20 protein-coding genes are annotated in these 16,834 nt (G+C 43.3%); 16 read left to right on the forward strand and 4 right to left on the reverse strand.

Annotated elements, in window-relative coordinates:
• The first annotated feature begins 61 nt into the window (after positions 1-61).
• On the forward strand, positions 62-901 hold the full coding sequence (locus B2M23_RS04230; RefSeq protein ID WP_038351947.1) for a VirB6/TrbL-like conjugal transfer protein, CD1112 family: 840 nt from the start codon (positions 62-64) through the stop codon (positions 899-901).
• 26 nt (positions 902-927) lie between these two features.
• Here the strand turns inward: B2M23_RS04230 and B2M23_RS04235 are convergent, their stop codons facing one another.
• Complete coding sequence (locus B2M23_RS04235) at positions 928-1,308, reverse strand: hypothetical protein (RefSeq protein WP_013378574.1); 381 nt, start codon at positions 1,306-1,308, stop codon at positions 928-930.
• A gap of 90 nt (positions 1,309-1,398) precedes the next feature.
• On the opposite strand from B2M23_RS04235, the gene B2M23_RS04240 reads away from it, so the two are divergent.
• The 5 genes from B2M23_RS04240 to B2M23_RS04255 all read left to right on the forward strand — a co-directional run bounded on the left by B2M23_RS04240 (position 1,399) and on the right by B2M23_RS04255 (position 7,763).
• Positions 1,399-1,779, forward strand: coding sequence for a PrgI family protein (locus B2M23_RS04240; protein WP_013378575.1), 381 nt, complete (start codon positions 1,399-1,401; stop codon positions 1,777-1,779).
• Positions 1,772-4,096 (forward strand): VirB4-like conjugal transfer ATPase, CD1110 family, encoded by a 2,325-nt coding sequence (locus B2M23_RS04245; RefSeq protein WP_013378576.1) that lies wholly within the window; start codon positions 1,772-1,774, stop codon positions 4,094-4,096. The genes B2M23_RS04240 and B2M23_RS04245 overlap by 8 nt, the downstream gene beginning before the upstream one ends.
• Positions 4,097-4,123: 27 nt before the next feature.
• Entirely contained in the window at positions 4,124-5,071 is a 948-nt protein-coding gene (locus B2M23_RS21725; RefSeq protein WP_341455937.1) for a hypothetical protein, read from the forward strand.
• The gene (locus B2M23_RS21730) at positions 5,004-5,972 is read left to right on the forward strand and encodes a lysozyme family protein (protein ID WP_341455938.1); all 969 of its coding nucleotides are present in this window, start codon (positions 5,004-5,006) and stop codon (positions 5,970-5,972) included. Before B2M23_RS21725 ends, B2M23_RS21730 begins: the two co-directional genes overlap by 68 nt.
• Positions 5,973-7,424: 1,452 nt before the next feature.
• Entirely contained in the window at positions 7,425-7,763 is a 339-nt protein-coding gene (locus tag B2M23_RS04255) for a helix-turn-helix domain-containing protein (RefSeq protein WP_013378580.1), read from the forward strand.
• 71 nt (positions 7,764-7,834) lie between these two features.
• Here B2M23_RS04255 and B2M23_RS04260 read toward each other — a convergent pair whose 3' ends face one another.
• Positions 7,835-8,128, reverse strand: coding sequence for an ArsR/SmtB family transcription factor (locus B2M23_RS04260; RefSeq protein ID WP_013378581.1), 294 nt, complete (start codon positions 8,126-8,128; stop codon positions 7,835-7,837).
• Positions 8,129-8,288: 160 nt separating this feature from the next.
• Between B2M23_RS04260 and B2M23_RS04265 the strand changes: the two genes are divergently transcribed.
• The 7 genes from B2M23_RS04265 (at position 8,289) to B2M23_RS04295 (ending at position 11,911) form a co-directional block, all read left to right on the forward strand.
• Complete coding sequence (locus B2M23_RS04265; RefSeq protein ID WP_013378582.1) at positions 8,289-8,834, forward strand: DUF2703 domain-containing protein; 546 nt, start codon at positions 8,289-8,291, stop codon at positions 8,832-8,834.
• Positions 8,835-8,946: 112 nt separating this feature from the next.
• The gene (locus tag B2M23_RS04270) at positions 8,947-9,318 is read left to right on the forward strand and encodes a hypothetical protein (RefSeq protein WP_013378583.1); all 372 of its coding nucleotides are present in this window, start codon (positions 8,947-8,949) and stop codon (positions 9,316-9,318) included.
• Positions 9,319-9,320: 2 nt separating this feature from the next.
• A complete protein-coding gene (locus B2M23_RS04275; RefSeq protein ID WP_038351946.1) occupies positions 9,321-9,605 on the forward strand; it encodes a 4Fe-4S dicluster domain-containing protein in 285 nt (94 codons plus the stop codon).
• Position 9,606: 1 nt separating this feature from the next.
• Entirely contained in the window at positions 9,607-10,455 is an 849-nt protein-coding gene (gcvH, locus tag B2M23_RS04280; protein ID WP_038351945.1) for a glycine cleavage system protein GcvH, read from the forward strand.
• The gene (locus B2M23_RS04285; protein ID WP_013378586.1) at positions 10,448-10,846 is read left to right on the forward strand and encodes a putative zinc-binding protein; all 399 of its coding nucleotides are present in this window, start codon (positions 10,448-10,450) and stop codon (positions 10,844-10,846) included. The genes gcvH and B2M23_RS04285 overlap by 8 nt, the downstream gene beginning before the upstream one ends.
• A gap of 4 nt (positions 10,847-10,850) precedes the next feature.
• Positions 10,851-11,249 carry a putative zinc-binding protein gene (locus B2M23_RS04290; RefSeq protein ID WP_013378587.1) on the forward strand — a complete coding sequence of 133 codons (399 nt, stop codon included), beginning with the start codon at positions 10,851-10,853 and terminating at the stop codon, positions 11,247-11,249.
• 26 nt (positions 11,250-11,275) lie between these two features.
• Positions 11,276-11,911 carry an NUDIX hydrolase gene (locus B2M23_RS04295; protein WP_050814032.1) on the forward strand — a complete coding sequence of 212 codons (636 nt, stop codon included), beginning with the start codon at positions 11,276-11,278 and terminating at the stop codon, positions 11,909-11,911.
• Between the two features lie 58 nt (positions 11,912-11,969).
• Here B2M23_RS04295 and B2M23_RS04300 read toward each other — a convergent pair whose 3' ends face one another.
• Positions 11,970-12,506: a (Fe-S)-binding protein gene (locus B2M23_RS04300; protein WP_013378589.1), complete on the reverse strand. Its 537-nt coding sequence runs from the start codon at positions 12,504-12,506 to the stop codon at positions 11,970-11,972.
• Positions 12,497-13,663 (reverse strand): cysteine desulfurase, encoded by a 1,167-nt coding sequence (locus B2M23_RS04305; RefSeq protein WP_013378590.1) that lies wholly within the window; start codon positions 13,661-13,663, stop codon positions 12,497-12,499. Before B2M23_RS04305 ends, B2M23_RS04300 begins: the two co-directional genes overlap by 10 nt.
• 149 nt (positions 13,664-13,812) lie before the next feature.
• On the opposite strand from B2M23_RS04305, the gene B2M23_RS04310 reads away from it, so the two are divergent.
• The 3 genes from B2M23_RS04310 to arsA all read left to right on the forward strand — a co-directional run bounded on the left by B2M23_RS04310 (position 13,813) and on the right by arsA (position 16,779).
• Complete coding sequence (locus tag B2M23_RS04310; protein WP_013378591.1) at positions 13,813-14,184, forward strand: arsenic metallochaperone ArsD family protein; 372 nt, start codon at positions 13,813-13,815, stop codon at positions 14,182-14,184.
• 61 nt (positions 14,185-14,245) lie between these two features.
• Positions 14,246-14,977, forward strand: a complete 732-nt coding sequence (locus B2M23_RS04315; protein WP_013378592.1) for a gamma-glutamyl-gamma-aminobutyrate hydrolase family protein — start codon at positions 14,246-14,248, stop codon at positions 14,975-14,977.
• A gap of 86 nt (positions 14,978-15,063) precedes the next feature.
• Positions 15,064-16,779 carry an arsenical pump-driving ATPase gene (arsA, locus tag B2M23_RS04320; protein ID WP_013378593.1) on the forward strand — a complete coding sequence of 572 codons (1,716 nt, stop codon included), beginning with the start codon at positions 15,064-15,066 and terminating at the stop codon, positions 16,777-16,779.
• Positions 16,780-16,834 lie beyond the last annotated feature (55 nt).

The following is a 16,834-nucleotide window of genomic DNA, read 5'->3' on the forward strand; positions in this document are numbered from 1 at the left end:
GTATGGATACAAAGAAAAAAGGCAGGCTGAAACGCTGGACTGCCCCTGAAAGGAGGATTCAATGGAAAGTGATAACTGGATTGTACAAAATCTGCAAAACGCACTGGACACATGGAATGGAAAACTGTCGGAAATCTGGCAGCTGCTTACCCAGTCGCCCCAGACCTTTAAGGGCGGCGGCATCTGGGAGGTGATTGTCAACATCAACGGCACCTTACAGGCCATCGGCTACGCGCTGTTGGTGTTGTTTTTTCTGGTGGGCATGGTCAAGACCTGTGGCTCACTGGCAGAGGTCAAGAAGCCGGAGCACGCCCTGAAACTCTTTGTGCGCTTTGCCATTGCCAAAGGGATCATCACTTATGGTCTGGAACTCATGATTGCCCTGTTCACCATTGTGCAGGGGATTGTGTCAAAAATCATGGTGACGGCGGGGCTGGGGGGTGCGACCCAAACCGTGCTGCCGCCGGAGATTGTGGAAGCCGTGGAGAACTGCGCATTTCTTGAGAGCATCCCTTTGTGGGCAGTGACCCTCATCGGGGGACTGTTCATCACCGTACTGTCTTTTGTGATGATCATGAGCGTGTATGGGCGGTTTTTTAAGCTGTTTCTCTATACTGCCATCGCCCCGGTGCCCTTGTCCACTTTTGCGGGTGAACCCAGCCAGAACATTGGCAAGAGCTTTCTGAAAAGCTATGCGGGGGTCTGTCTGGAGGGGGCGATCATTGTACTGGCCTGTGTGATTTTCTCACTGTTTGCGGCATCCCCGCCACAGGTTAACCCGGACGCTTCGGCGGTCACCATGGTTTGGGCCTATATCGGGGAACTGGTTTTTAACATGCTGGTGTTGGTGGGAACCATCAAGCTTGCAGATCATTGTGTCAAAGAGATGATGGGCCTGTAGAAATAAAAAAGGACGCGGTTAACGTCCTAGAATACCGGTTTATCATCTTTGTTATAGCGCATGGTTCCCTCGCTGTCAATATAGAAGTCACGGGTAGAGATACCGCGCTCCCTTGCAGTCCGGGCCTGCCAGGCAATATCTTCTTTCATGGTTTTATAGTATTGCCGTTCGTCCCAGTATTCCTTAAAAGAGCGTATCCAGGAGATCAGAGAAAAACCCAGAAGAATAAAGAGAATGGCAAAAGCCAGTGTTTCATGGGCAGCCGCCCATGGATTGAGAAATGTGCTGATCAGCAGGAAATAGACAACGGGCAGTGTCAGACGGAGCTTTCCAGCAAGCTTCAACACAAATGACAGAACGATGAGCACAATGGTGATGATCAACGAAATGAATGCGACATATACCATGGGGGCACCTCCTATGTAGTAGTTTTTATAGTTTTAGTATAGCAGGCTCCGCTCAAAAAGCAAGCCTGTAAAAGCAAAAGGAGATTTATTATGGAAGTGAAGATAAACCGCGAGATCCGCGAATATACAGAAAGCATGTTTTTCGGACTGTCCATGCGGCAGTTTGTTTTTTCGGTTATGGCCTGTGGAATGGCCGTTGGCCTGTACTTTTTACTGCGGCCTTACTTTGGCATGGAAACCCTGTCCTGGGCCTGTATCTTAGCCGCCGCGCCCTTTGGGGCGTTAGGCTTTATCAAGTACCACGGCATGAGCGCAGAACAGTTCCTGTGGGCATGGATAAAAGACCGATTTCTGATGCCCAAAATTCTGATTTTTGATGCGGACAACCTGTATTACCGGATGCTGACCACGCCAGCTAACAAGAAAAGAGATAAAAAAAGAAAAAAAGATCAAGGAGCGAAAAATGATTAAAACACTTAAAAATTCAAACCATCAGGAGAAAGAAAAATTTAAAATTCCCAAAAGCGTACAGCAGGCCGTCCCCATCCAGATCATTTATCCGGATGGGATTTTTTGTATCGGTAAAAATAAATATTCCAAGACTTTTCGATTTACGGACATCAATTACGCTGTGGCCGGCAGGGAGGATAAGGAAGCCATGTTTTTAGAATATTCTGAGCTGTTAAACAGCTTTGACAGCGGCACGACCACAAAACTGACGATCAACAATCGCCGTCTGAACCGGGCGGATTTTGAAAAAAGCATTCTGATCCCCATGAAAGAGGATGGACTGGACATCTACCGGAAAGAGTATAACCAGATGCTACTCGACAAGGCAACCGGAACCAACAGCATGATTCAGGAAAAGTATGTCACCGTGACGGTTATACGCAAGAACTACGAGGAAGCCAAGACCTATTTTGCCCGCGTGAGTACAGAGTTAACCGCCCACTTTTCCCGTCTGGGATCACGCTGTACGGAGCTTGACGCAGAGGAAAGACTGCGCGTTCTGCATGACTTTTACCGGACAGGGGAGGAGACAGGCTTTACCTTTGATTTACTACAGACCATGAAAAAAGGCCATGATTTCCGGGATTTTATCTGCCCGGATACCTTTGAGTTTGAATCGGACTTTTTTAAAATGGGTGATCGCTATGGCCGGGTTCTGTTCCTGCGTGAATACGCATCCTACATCCGTGACAGCATGATCAGCGAGCTGACGCAGCTCAACCGAAATCTCATGCTTTCCATTGACGTGATTCCAGTGCCGACCGATGAAGCCGTGCGGGAGGTGGAGAACCGCTTGCTCGGCGTGGAGACAAATATAACGAATTGGCAGCGCCGGCAGAACCAGAATCAGAACTTTTCTGCGGTCATCCCCTATGATATGGAGCTGCAGCGGAAGGAATCAAAAGAGTTTCTGGACGACTTGACGACAAGGGATCAGCGGATGATGTTTGGCCTGCTCACCCTTGTCCACACCGCCAAAAGCAAAAAGCAGCTTGACGCAGACACGGATACGCTGCTCACCACGGCCAGAAAGCACCTCTGTCAGTTCGCGATCCTGCGCTATCAGCAGCAGGACGGTTTAAACACCGCTCTGCCCATCGGACACCGGAAGATCAATGCCCTGCGCACCCTGACCACCGAGAGCTTAGCTGTGCTGATGCCGTTTAGGGTGCAGGAAATCATGGACACGGGCGGCATCTACTATGGTGAGAACGCCATCTCCCACAACCTCATCATGTGTAACAAAGCCAATCTTTTGAACCAGTCCGCCTTTCTTTTGGGCGTGCCGGGCAGTGGGAAAAGCTTCAGCGCAAAGGAGCTGATCGTGTTTCTCGCCCTCGCAACACAGGATGACATACTCGTCTGTGATCCAGAGCGCGAGTATGTCTCCCTGATTACAGCCCTCGGAGGTGAAGCGATCCGGATTGCGGCTGGAAGTGAGGATCATATCAATGCCATGGATATGGTGGAGGGCTACGGTGATGGTGGAAACCCCATTGTCGATAAGTCCGAGTTCATTTTATCCCTCTTTGAGCAGTTGGACAAAAAGGGACTGGGGGCAAAAGAAAAATCCATCATCGACCGCTGCGTGGCACTGGTCTATGACGATTATCAACGCGGCGGGGAGCTGCCGACCTTGTGTGTGCTGAGGGAGAAGCTCATGGATCAGCCAGAGCCGGAAGCCCAGGAGTTGGCTTTGGAGCTTGAACTTTTCACGGACGGAAGTCTGAACGCCTTTGCCCATAAAACCAATGTGGACACCCAGAACCGTATGGTGGTCTATGACATCATGGATTTAGGCAAGCAGCTCAAAACCATGGGCCTGCTGGTCATTACAGATGCCATGATCAACCGGGTCACGGAGAACTGGAAAAAGGGCAAGCGGACACATTTGTTTTTAGATGAGTTCCACGTCGTCTTTGAAAATGAATACTCCGGGGCCTTTTTCAACTCTGCGTGGCGGCGTTTCCGGAAGCGTAATGCGTTCCCGACCGCCATCACCCAGAACGTGGAGTACCTTTTAGACAGTGTTTTAGCCAGCACCATGTTGTCGAACTCGGAGTTTATCGTCATGCTGAATCAGGCTGCTAGTGACCGCCAGAAGCTTGCCAATCTTTTGAATATCTCGCGGGAGCAGCTGAGCTATATCACCAATGCGGATGAGGGCTGCGGCCTGATAAGGTATGGGAGTGCCTTAGTGCCCTTTGTCAACAAGTTTCCGAGAAAGACCAGACTGTACAGGTTGATGACGACCAAGCCAGGAGAAGAAACCCTTTGATCCTTCCGGCGTTTTCGATGAAGGGAGGTGTTAAGCATCGGAAAAGCAATCAAGACCCGGGAGGTAAAAAAGGATATACGGGTACTCGACAAGGCCGGAACAGCTGCCGAGCGGATACGGGAAGCGACCATCCGGACAAAGGATGCCGCTGAGCGCAGTCCGTCGCCGCAGGAAACATCCGCAAATGATTATGCCATCAACCGAACATCCGATTACGCGGATCGTGCGGCCCATGGAGCAGCCCGTCAAGTTCAGGATCAGAGCCGCCGTGCTGTTCAGAGGGTTCAGGCCCACCGGGCAGACCGTATGGCTGAATCCGCGGAAAATGCCCGCGCCGAAGCGGAACAGGGTGTCCGGAATATCGGGGATGAGGTGCGCATTAAAACCCGGGAGCGCGCAGACGGCATGGTGAAAGCCAAAGGCAGTACCGAGCCGTCGATCAAGGCCCTTCCGGAAAAAGAAAAGAATATCCGGCAGTCCATTTACTCCGCAGCCAAGAGCAGGCGGGCGGCCAGGACAGGGCTTGAAAAGGCCCCCAAACGCACCATAAAAACCAGTGACCAGACAGGCAGGCTGCGCATTAAAACAGCCAGTGAAGCCCGTAAACTAGGAAAAAACAGCATCCGGACAGCGAAGGCATCGAAACGCGCCATCAAGTCCGGGCGGGCCACGGCAAAGACGGCCAGAGAAAGCAGTAGGGCCGCTGCAAAAGCATCACAGGCCGCTGCAAAGGCAGCAGCTAAGACCAGTCAGACATCCGCCAAGGTGGCCGTTAAGGCTTCTCAGGCCGCGACGAAAGCAGCCATCACCACCGGGAAGCTCGCCGCCAAGGCTGCTGCCGCAGCTGCCAAAGCCGCAGCGACGGCGGGAAAAGCCCTTGCCAGTGCCCTTGCGGCGGGGGGGATGGGTGGCCGTGCTGATCCTTGTCATCATTGTGCTTTTTGGCGGGGCTTTGTGTCTGGTGGGAGCGGGTAATGCCAATGCGGTTGAACCTGTTTCGGCAGAAGTGCAGGCCTATGAACTGCTGATCGCAAAGTATGCCCGGGAACACGGGATACAGGAATATGTTGAACTGATCAAAGCGGTCATGATGCAGGAATCCGGCGGTCGCGGGGGCGATCCCATGCAGTGTTCAGCGTGCGGCTATAATGACCAGTATCCCGGCGGCATCACCGATCCGGAGTATTCGATCAATATTGGCATCCGGTATCTGGCCGACTGTTTACATGCCGCGGGGGTTACCAGTCCCATGGATTTAGAACATATCAAACTCGGATTACAGGGATACAATTTCGGGGCCGGGTATATTGACTGGGCTTTGGAAAATTATGGCGGTTATACGCAGGCCAACGCGCAGGAGTTCGCCAATCTGCACGGCGGCAGCTACGGCGATGTGAGCTATGTGCCGAATGTCTTAAGGTATTACCCCTTTGGGCGTATCCCGACAGGGGCAGGCAACAGCAATATTGTCAACGTGGCGGCCAGCCAAATCGGGAATGTCGGAGGACAGCCCTATTGGAGCTGGTACGGCTTTTCCGGGCGGGTGGAATGGTGCGCCTGCTTTGTTTCATGGTGCGCGGATCAGTGCGGTTATATCGACGCGGGGGTAATCCCCAAGTTTGCACTGGTATCGGACGGCGTAAATTATTTCCAGTCAAAGGGCCAGTGGCAGGACGGGAGTTATACCCCAAAGGCCGGGGATATTATTTTCTTCACATGGAGTGGCGACGGCAGCGCGGATCACGTCGGTTTTGTTGAGAATGTGACGGACGGAACGGTGAATACCATTGAGGGGAACACCACGGACAGCTGCGCAAGGAGGAGCTACCCGCTTGGGGGCTACATGATTCTGGGGTACGGCGTGCCCGCTTATTGAAACTGAAAAAGATTATGGAGTTTGGCGGATGAAAATCGGTCAAAAACAGGGAACCGGAAGAAAAGTCTTTCGCGTTCCCTTTTATTTTTGCGCAAAAAATCAGGATAGCCGGGGTTTTTAAGCTTTTGTTGATCCCCAATATCAAAACAACAAATATGTGTGGCTGAGCAAATGCAGAAAGTCAGCCCGGCGGTCGATTGTTTCACTTGCAGTTGGCCGTCGTCAATGGAGTGGAGAGCGCAGACCCATGTAAAAGAAAAGCGGCTCGGGGGACTTCCTGGCTGTGCTGTATGCTTCCTGATCGTTGATCGGTATGTCTGGACAGGGATAGACGGATGAAGCATGTACGTGTTGTACCTCAAAGTGAACCTGATTTCTAGGGATGAGATGGTTTTTATGGAATTAGGCTATCTCTGCCCTGATAGATACCAAGAAAAAATTTGTCTTTCCCGTTAGAAAATAGGAAAAATGACCGATTAAATCTATCCGTTTAAATAATTGTGAAAACTGAAAATAAATATCTATCCTAAAAGATTTTATTTTTTGTACCTAAAGAGAAATGGGAGAAACGCTGAAAGAAAAAATGGAATACGAGAGAAACTATTTCCCTAAAAATACAAATAAGAATTGCATATTATTTCAATATAAACTATAATAAAGACTATAGAAATAAAAATTGCGGCATCCGCATTGTGACGCAACCACAATGCGGCATGCGGTGTTTGGGCACCACACCTCCGAGGAGTACCGCAAAGTTAATTATATGCTATTTTTCATCTTTATTCAATAGCCATAGTTGATTTTGTGATATTGTTGAGTTTTTTCTTGAACTTTCTTAACTGTGTGTGGGTAGTTGCCACGCGCAGTTTTTATTTTCCGAAAGGACGGACGGACTATGGATAACTTTTGGTTCATTCGCTCCTGTCACGTCTGCTATGTTTTCTAATTCTTGAACTTTTATCCGATAAAGAGAAAATCAAAAGGATAAGGGAAGATATATTTGATTTTCCAGTTTGAAGATTTCAGGATAAATGAAGTTTGAAAATGTGGAAATTTGAATATAGAATGAAAGCGTAAACGAACAAATAAAAAAGCGGCATCCGACTTGGTGCGGTCACACCTCATCGGCTTGCTTTAGGTGAATACACCACCCTACACAACGGGCGTCAGCCACGTACCGCTTGCATACTATTTTACATGATAGCAATCAGTAAGACAAGGTTTTTATTATGTAAAAGGCAAACCGGCACAATGTAAAGCATTTTCAAATCAGGATAGAAATATTCGGATTATTTTTTGAAGCTGTGTATGGGTAATTATTATAAACCTTGCATAGCTTTTTTGTTTGGGAAGTTTACGGAGGATGACGGGGAGAGCTTACTCTCCCCTGAAAATCCGCAAACTGAACATTGTAAAAAATAATCTATTTATATAGACGAGGGAGGAATTTTAATGGAAGAGCTCGATCACAAGGCTATTGGCCTGCGTATCCGCAAGCAAAGAACGTTTCTGAATATGTCCCGGGATGAACTGGCAAGAAAGATTGGAATTACACCCACGTTCCTTGCCGATATTGAACTTGGAACAAAAGGCTTTTCACTTAAAAGCCTGAATCGCTTTAGCAACGTTTTAAAAATGTCAGCTGATGCTATTCTCTATGGCCCTAAAGAGTATATGGGGACAAAATATGCAGCATTATTGGAACTGTTAGAGCGGTGTCCGGCGGAAAAAGGGAAATTCGCAGAGGAAATTTTGACGCTGTTTCTTTTATCACATGATCCAGTAGAGTAATAAAGAGGGGACGATTTTCATAAAAATTGTCCCCTCTTTTTCTGTAGAATTAATTTGGAATATGGCACTTTTTACTTAAATTGATTTAAATATTCTTGGCTCATTGCTTCAGCTGCTGCAATGAGCGCTTCTGTATTTTTTAAACATACGTGATAGTGTGTTTGTACTCCAACTTTTTCACTGGCAATAATACCTGCTTCTTTTAAAATTTTTAAATGCTGAGATAAATTTGGCTGGCTAAAATCTAAGTTTTCTTTGAGTTCGCACACGCAGTGTGGTTTATCCAATAAGAACTTAACGATTTTTAAACGAATGGGATGGCCCATCGCTTTCAATATTTTGACGGATAAAGATTCGCTATCCATAATAACTCCTTTTCTATAATGATATAATTGATATGTTATATAATGATTATATAGGAAGACGTATGGAATGACAAGTAAAAATATCTTGACGGTGTAAAAAAATAATATTATAATATTATAAAAATATAATTAAAAAGTTATTAAATAGAAAGGGATTAACATGTCTGAAAATTGTTTTGACAAAAAAATGAAAAGGACTACAGATTCGGAGCTGCGTTGTAATTATGAAAAACGGAGGGAAGTTATTTTAGATTTCCTTTATTTGGATTTAAACACTTGTGAGCGCTGTAAAGCAACAGGTGCATCGTTTGATCTGGCTGTAACGTTGTTATTAGATATTTTCAAGCTACTCGATTTTCATGTCGAAATTCACAAGATTAATGTGACAACAAAAGAGCTGGCTGAACAATATCATTTCATTAGTTCCCCGACGATCCGAGTGAACGGTATCGACATTTGTGATGAAGTGAAGGAGAACAGGTGTCAAGATTGTGGCGATCTCTGTGGAGAAACTGTTGATTGCCGTATTTTTATTTATCAGGGAGAAGAATATGAAGAACCTCCGGTTGCGATGATTGTGGAAGGTATTTTAGAAGTGGTCTTTGGACATATTAATCAAAAAGAAAAAAATTACCAGTTACCAGATAATCTTAAGCGTTTCTTTTCTGGAAAAGATCAGAAAAACGTAAAGAAAGGTTGTTGCTAAAGGAGGCTTCATTAAGATATTATGGATAAACATATTAAAAGATACTTGACTTTTATTCAAAAAGAGAATAATGTAAATATATAATTAAATAATTATATAAAGAGGTGCTAATATGAATGATAATTTGCCAGGATTTTTAATGTGTGTCTGTACGGGGAAATGCCCAGGATTTCAGGCAATGGATATATGGGATTTTATTAATCAAGTAAGGGTAGAGCTTCCAGTAGAATATGCTATTATTCACCCCCAAATGTGCGAGGAAGATGGAGACCGTTTTTTTGCAGATTTTCTAAAGACAGGACGAAAAGTTGTGATTGGTGCTTGTGCGCCGAATATGCAGCGAAAAATGTTTAAAGATGCTTTTAAAGATGCTGGACTCGACATTGAAAAAGACGCTGTTATGTTAGATATACGTGATATGACAAATGAACAGGCCTTTGAAAAAGTTGAAAAAGCACTCGAAGATATGGGATTGGAGGTATAGATATGAGTGATACTACTTTTATGGGAGTAGAACGAAATCGGATTGACTGGTCTCCGCGGATAGATTACAGCAAATGTAACGATTGTATGGATTGCTTTGATTTTTGTCCTCACCAAGTTTTTGAAAAGCAGGAAAATGGTGTGCATAAACTAGTGGTTAAGAATCCTGATAATTGTGTGGTCTTTTGTCGGGCGTGTGGAAAAACATGCGGTCTTGATGCCATTTCATTTCCAGATAAGCCAGCAACAACCAGGTTAATCAAAGCTATACGTAAAGAAGGAAAATAATATGGAAAAAGATTTTTGTATTCTGCCTTGCAATGGATTGGATAAATTTGCCGGTTCCTTGACACGTGAGGTCGCTTTGGAAATTTTGGAAGAAGGAAATCATGAACTGATTTGTCCCGTGCTTTACCATGCCGCTCAAAAACGTTATAACAAAATTTTAGAAGAAAAGCCCCTATTAGTCATTGATGGCTGCAATACGAGATGTGCAAGTAAATTGGCATCTGAGAACAATTTAAAAGTAACAGAACGGATTAATGTGAGTGAAAAAGCCAAGGATGCCGGGCTTTCATTAGGGGATTACCTTGAAATAGATGAAGAACTCAAAGATTTTATCAATGGAATCGTTGAAGATTTTCAAGCAAAACCTGAGGAAGGAGAACAATCCGTTTTCGTAATGCCCCAGGCCGTTGACTATGCTTCTTTCAGCAAGGGAAAATTTGTTTTTAAAGTACCAAAGGAAGCCTATTATTTTAATGAGAATGATTGTTGGGTTTTTATTGAAAACGGCTTTGCACGTGTGGGTGTTACGGATTTTGTGCAGCAAAATTTATCCGATATTCTATTTGTCGATTTCCCGGAGATTGGACGCGAAATCGAGCAGTTTGATGATGTAGGATCTGTGGAATCCGGAAAATCAATTTTTGAACTGGTTTCGCCGGTAAGCGGCATTGTTACAGCCATCAATGACGTTTTGGAAGAAGAACCTGAACGCGTGAATGAAAGTCCTTATGAAAAGGGATGGATTGCTGAGATAAAACTCACAGATTGGGATGAAGATATAGAAATGCTCATATCTTATGAGGAATATTTTGAAATTATGAAGAAGAAAGTAGAGGAAATCAATGAGTAAGGTAAAAATCATTCCATGTAGTGGTATTGGAAAGGTGCTGGGACTGATTGCCCGTGAATCAGCACTAAAAGTGACAGGAGAATTATTGCCGGAAGACACAGAACGTCTGTGCTTAGCACACATCGTGACCGGCGATGAAGAAATAGTATCGAAAATTGAAGGCCAGCCGTGCATCACCATTGACGGCTGCGCGAAATGCTGTGCCCAAAAGAGTGTGGAAGCCGCCGGTGGAGCGATCTGCGGTAAACATCGTGTCATTGACTTTATGAAAGCGCACCGGGGGGAAGAACATGGTACGGGCACTTATCTGTCTGAGGATGGATGGAAATTTGCGGATGAATTGGCAGCGGTAATGGCTGATGAAGTAAAAGCCATGAAGAAGGGGGAATAATCAAATGGGTGAACAGAATATTGGAATTATTGCATGCAGTGGCGAAGAATGCTTAGGCGGAACGATTTCCCGTCTGGCTGTTCGAAAGATGATGGAAACTTTGAGACCAGGAGCAGTGAGCACTTTATGTCTGCCCCTTTTCATTGCAGGCGGTGACCAAGAGCGGGCTTTTGCTCAGAATCACCCAACAATTTCAGTGGATGGATGCAGTAAATGCTGTGCGAAACGGGCCATCGAGAAATACAGTAATGCAGTTGCAGGAATCGTTGATGTAGAAGCCATACTCGGAGAAGAAATAGCTCTGGATCATCAAACCATTTCTACCAAGGATTTAACGCCAGAACAGCTACAATATGTGGATCAAGTAGCAGCAGAAATATGTAAAATATTTGATACCCTTTAGAAGTTTTTTTTCGGAGTGGAATGTATATGGACAAAATAAATGTTTATGGAGGAAAAATGGGGAACCGTAAATTACATCTGATTAATATGGAAAAAATTAAAGATGGTCACTTTATCAAAAATTTTAAGCTTACATTTCTCAATACAAATGGACGACAAAAAGAATATGAAATGATCAGTTTTAACGAACTAGTAAATCCGGATGATATTGGAAAAACAAACAATGGAGTAGCCATTATTGCCCTTTATAAAGGAAAATTGTTGTTGTTACGTGAGTTTCGTATGGCAGTCAATGACTATGTGTATAATTTAGTTGCTGGTCGCATTGAGCCGGGAGAAAACATTGAAGACTGTGTTCATCGTGAAATATATGAGGAGACTGGACTTGAAGTGTCCAACATTGTAACAGTTTTACCATCAACTTTTGCAGCAGCATCAATGACTGACCTTCGAATGACTTTTGTTGTTGCTGAAGTTACAGGAGAAATATCAGATGCATTTATGAATGAGCATGAAGAAATTCATGGTGGATTTTACACTCCAGAAGAAGTAAAAGAATTATTACAATCCCCTAATTTCAATGCGAATTGTCAGTTAGTAGCATATTTCTATAGTATGCTTTCTGTTTTTACGGATGCGTTTGAAAAAGCTCAAACTGAATGAAGGGCTTTATTTGACAAAGAGACAGGAATAAGCAGTGCCTCCTGTCTCTTTTGTGTATTTAGTGAAGATCATAACCGGATTCTTTTAAGATGAACGCAAGATGTTGATAATTCAGGGAATTTTCTTGTTCTTTTAAAAGAGTGCAGCGATCTAGTTTTTGGCTGCCGTCTACAAGCTTTGTGGCAAAAGCCATGCAGGTTGCTTCGCCACATGACTTACAGTTTGTTTTGGGAAGATAGCGATACAACTCAAACGGCTTCAGCCGTTCACGTTGCTTATTTAGAGGGGTAATATGCGCTTTATTATCTGCGGTGTCATTAACTATTATTTGAAATTGCTCAAGAAATTCGTAAGCGTCACTTTCATTCTCCATTTGAGTGGCAGAAAGAGTATCGCCCTGAACAGTGATGATATGATTTCCTGTTTTATAGCTGAAAGACGGCGCCTTTGGGTTGTAATTTGCCGTTTTAATAACTGCGTTGAGATAGGGCAGTAAGTCATCAATATTGCGCGCTAATTGAGCGCGGATTTTAATTCTTCCATGCCCCGTTGTACAGGGTTCCATAAAAACAATCGCAATATGGTCTAAATACATAATACTGCTCCCTTGTTTCTCAAATAGCCACGCAGGCCATTAACCAGCTGATCAACATCCATTTTTGAATTATAATAGCCCAATCCAATGCGGCAAGCCCCACGTTCAAGGGTACCCATTAACTGATGGGCGGAAGGCGCACAATGCAGACCGGCCCGGATCATAACATGGTGTTTCTGGTCTAAATAAAAAGCAATTTCTTCAGGAGGACACCCCTTAAGGTTAAAAGGAATAACTCCGACCGTTTTTTGCGCATCAAGTGGGCCATAAAGTTCAATACCTGGTATTGTATCAAGCTGATGTACTGCATAATTATAAAGCATTTTAATTTTTGAATGGATGCCTTCAAGTCCCGTTTCATTAATAAAGTCAATTCCTGAACTTAGGCCAATGATTCCGGGAACATTAAGTGTACCGGCTTCCAGATGATTCGGATAGTAATCCGGTTGATAGGGATAAGCGGAATCGCCCCCGGTGCCGCCAGAGATTAGCGGTTCAATATCTAAGTTTGGAGAAAGAACCAGGCCGCCAATCCCCATCGGCCCCATTAAACCCTTATGTCCGGTAAAAGCGAGAATATCAATATGAGAATCTTGCATATCTATGGGAAAATGTCCGGCAGTCTGCGCGGTATCGACCATTAAGGGAATGTGCCGTAGATTTGCCATTTCACCAATGGCCTGAATCGGCTGAACTGTTCCAAGTACATTTGATGCGTGGTTAAAAACAATCAGTTTTGTCTTAAAGGTTAGAGCGCGCTCAACAGATTCAGGGGATGTTTGTCCATTCTTATCTGCGGGTACCACGTTTATACAAACACCCTTATTTTTTTCAAGCATTTTAAGACAGCGCCAAACCGCATTGTGTTCCACTGCGCTTGTGACAACTTGATCCCCGGACTTTAAAAATCCCTTCAAAGCAATGTTGACGGCTTCTGTTACATTTTTAGTAAATACAACGGTCTTTGGATCGGGATGATTAAAGAAGCGTGCTGTTTTAGAACGGGCTTGAAAGACTAACTGATCGGACAATAAAGCTTTCTGATACGCGCCACGTCCGGAAGTTGCTCCGTTTTGAGCCATAAATGCCGTCATTGACTCAATCACATTTGATGGTTTTGGAAAAGAAGTAGCGGCATTGTCAAGATAAGCAACCATAACAATCTCCTTAAATAAATATTTAATTATATAGCTATAATATTATTTTTTTATGAAAAAGTCAATCATTGTATTGACAAAAAGGGAAGTCGGATATATTATATGATTATAAACACATATGAATTTAAAATCATGTGAGGGAATAAAAAATGAAAGATGAAACAAAATTTGAAATTTATGAACCGGCTCGTATGACAAATGAGCAAAAAGAACAATTGCGGAAGATCACCCCATTGTTAGATGCCTTAATCGAGAGAGATTATTCTATTTCAATTTTTAATTTTGCTACCGATGAAGAGGAATTTTTAGATCACCCAATTATCGGACAAGCACTCATAATGGAAGGTGAAGGACTTTTGCCAATAACGTTAATCAATGGCGAAGTAAAACGAATGGGTACTTTTCCAAACAATGCGGAAATTGGTGAATGGCTACAGCTCAACTCAGAAGAATTACTTGATATTCTTAAAGTTTTCCGTGAAGAATCTGGGGTAGGTTGTAGCTGCGGAACGTGCTGTTAAACTTGTGAATTGGATTTGATTTTGCCGCAGTGTGAGTTGCGTGAAAGTAGAGAGGGATTGGATGAATAAAAAACCATTAATTGGTGTTTTACCACAATATCAGGTTGCAGAACACAAAATTAGAATTTTTCCGGAATATATGGATGCAATCATGGACGCGGGCGGTATACCCTTTCTTTTACCCTTTGCCAGACGTAAAAAGGATTTAAAAAAAATAGTGCAAAAACTAGATGGTTTTCTCTTTACCGGCGGACAGGATGTCAGCCCGGAATTATATCATCAGGATATGTGTCATTGTTCTAATGAGATACTGCCGATAAGGGATGAGCTGGAAACACAACTTTTTAAAGAAATTCTCAAAGTGAATAGGCCAGTGCTTGGTATTTGTCGTGGATTGCAGCTCATTAATGTTGTATTAGGCGGCACGCTCTTTCAAGATGTAAACATTCAAAACAAAAGGAAAATGCCATTACAACATGAACAAAAAGCAGCAGTGAATGTACCGGTTCATAGTATTACGATCAAAGCGGCTTCACTATTATACGCTATTACAAAAGAAGAACATATAGATGTAAATAGTTTTCATCATCAGGGGATTAAAAAACTTGGGAACCATCTGGAAGTTGTGGCTAGGAGTAATGATGGACTGATTGAAGCAGTTCAGATTAAAACATTAGATTTCGGATTAGCGGTGCAATGGCATCCAGAACTGCTTTATTCTGATAATGTTCATGCACAAAAGCTTTTTAAAGCTTTTATAAAAGCATCTAAAAAAAATTCAAAAAATCGTTGACAAAATCATATGAGTGTATTATCATATGATTATAAAAACATATGATTTTTGGATCATGTAAATAATAACAGAAATGAGGCGTTAATATGTATGAAGTTTTTAATCCGGAAAATGCCGGTCTGACCAAATATTTATTTTACACAGGAAAAGGTGGTGTTGGAAAAACATCAACAGCTTGCGCGACAGCAGTATCCCTTGCAGATAAAGGGAAAAAAGTATTTTTGATCAGTACAGACCCTGCTTCAAACTTACAGGATGTTTTTGAAACAGAGCTGGATAACAAAGGCGTTTCCATCAAACAAGTACCAAATTTAGTGGTTGCGAATCTTAATCCAGAAGAAGCGGCAGCAGAATATCGCGAGTCTGTGGTTGGCCCTTATCGAGGGAAAATGCCGGAATCCATTATTGCGAATATGGAAGAACAATTATCTGGCTCCTGTACAGTAGAAATTGCGTCATTTAATGAATTTGCGCATTTTATTACTGACGATAAAATCAATAATCAGTATGATTATATTATTTTTGATACGGCACCAACGGGTCATACATTGCGGATGCTTCAATTGCCATCTGCTTGGGATTCATTTATTGACGAAAGCACTCATGGGGCTTCCTGTTTAGGACAGCTTTCTGGTTTGGGAGACAAAAAAGAAATGTATGCCCATGCGGTTAAAACTCTGTCCGATAAAGATATGACGACTTTAATCTTGGTTTCTAGACCTGAAAAAGCACCGCTTGACGAAGCCGCCAGGGCATCAAAAGAATTATCCGATATTGGTGTAAATAATCAGGAGCTTATCATTAATGGTGTTTTGGAAAGAGTAAATAACAGCGATCCAGTTTCAGAAAGCTTTTTTGAAAAGCAGCAAAAGGCTATGGCAGGAATTCCTGAATCTTTAAAAGCAATGCCGGTCTTTGTGCTGCCACTCCGCTCCTATAATGTCAGCGGTATTGACAATATCCGGAGAATGTTGATAAGCGATGATCTGTCAGAATTGGATGATTTTAATAACAATTTTGAGTTTCCCGGATTAACCACATTAATCAACGATCTGCACAAAAGCAAGAAAAAAGTTATTTTTACAATGGGAAAAGGTGGTGTCGGCAAAACAACAATCGCAGCGGCCATTGCTCTGGGATTAGCAAAGTTTGGCGAAAAAGTACATTTGACCACTACTGATCCGGCAGGAAATATCAGTGCACAGGCCATTGCCAACCGAAATGTGGAAGTCAGCAATATTGACGAAGCCGAAGAATTACAGAAATATAAAGATGAAGTAATCAGTAAAGCCATTGCAGGCGGTGTGAGCAAAGAAGATTTAGACTATATCAAAGAAGATCTGCGCTCTCCATGTACTCAGGAAATTGCTGTATTCCGGGCTTTTGCGGATATTGTTGAAAAAGCAGAGGAAAAAGTCGTCGTTATTGATACGGCACCTACCGGACACACCTTATTATTGCTCAACTCAACAGAAAGCTACCACAAGGAAATGGAGCGCTCGAATGCGGAGATTCCTGAGTCAGTGATGAAACTGTTGCCACGATTGAAAAATAAAAACGAAACCGAAGTAGTGATTGTTGCTCTTCCAGAAGCAACACCTTATTTCGAAGCCTACCGTTTGGAAGAAGACCTGAACCGAGCCGATATTGACAATAAGTGGTGGGTCATCAACGCCAGTTTATTGGCTGCGGATACGAATGATCCATTTTTAAAAGCACGTGCAGCAAATGAAGAAAAATGGATTAACCGCATTGCAGAAGAAACCAAAGGAAATTATGTCGTTATTCCATGGCAAAAATAAGATGGACACCATTTTGATGACAAACATATGAAAATAGTTTATAATAATATGAGTA

Source organism: Eubacterium limosum (assembly GCF_000807675.2).
Taxonomy (GTDB): domain Bacteria; phylum Bacillota; class Clostridia; order Eubacteriales; family Eubacteriaceae; genus Eubacterium; species Eubacterium limosum.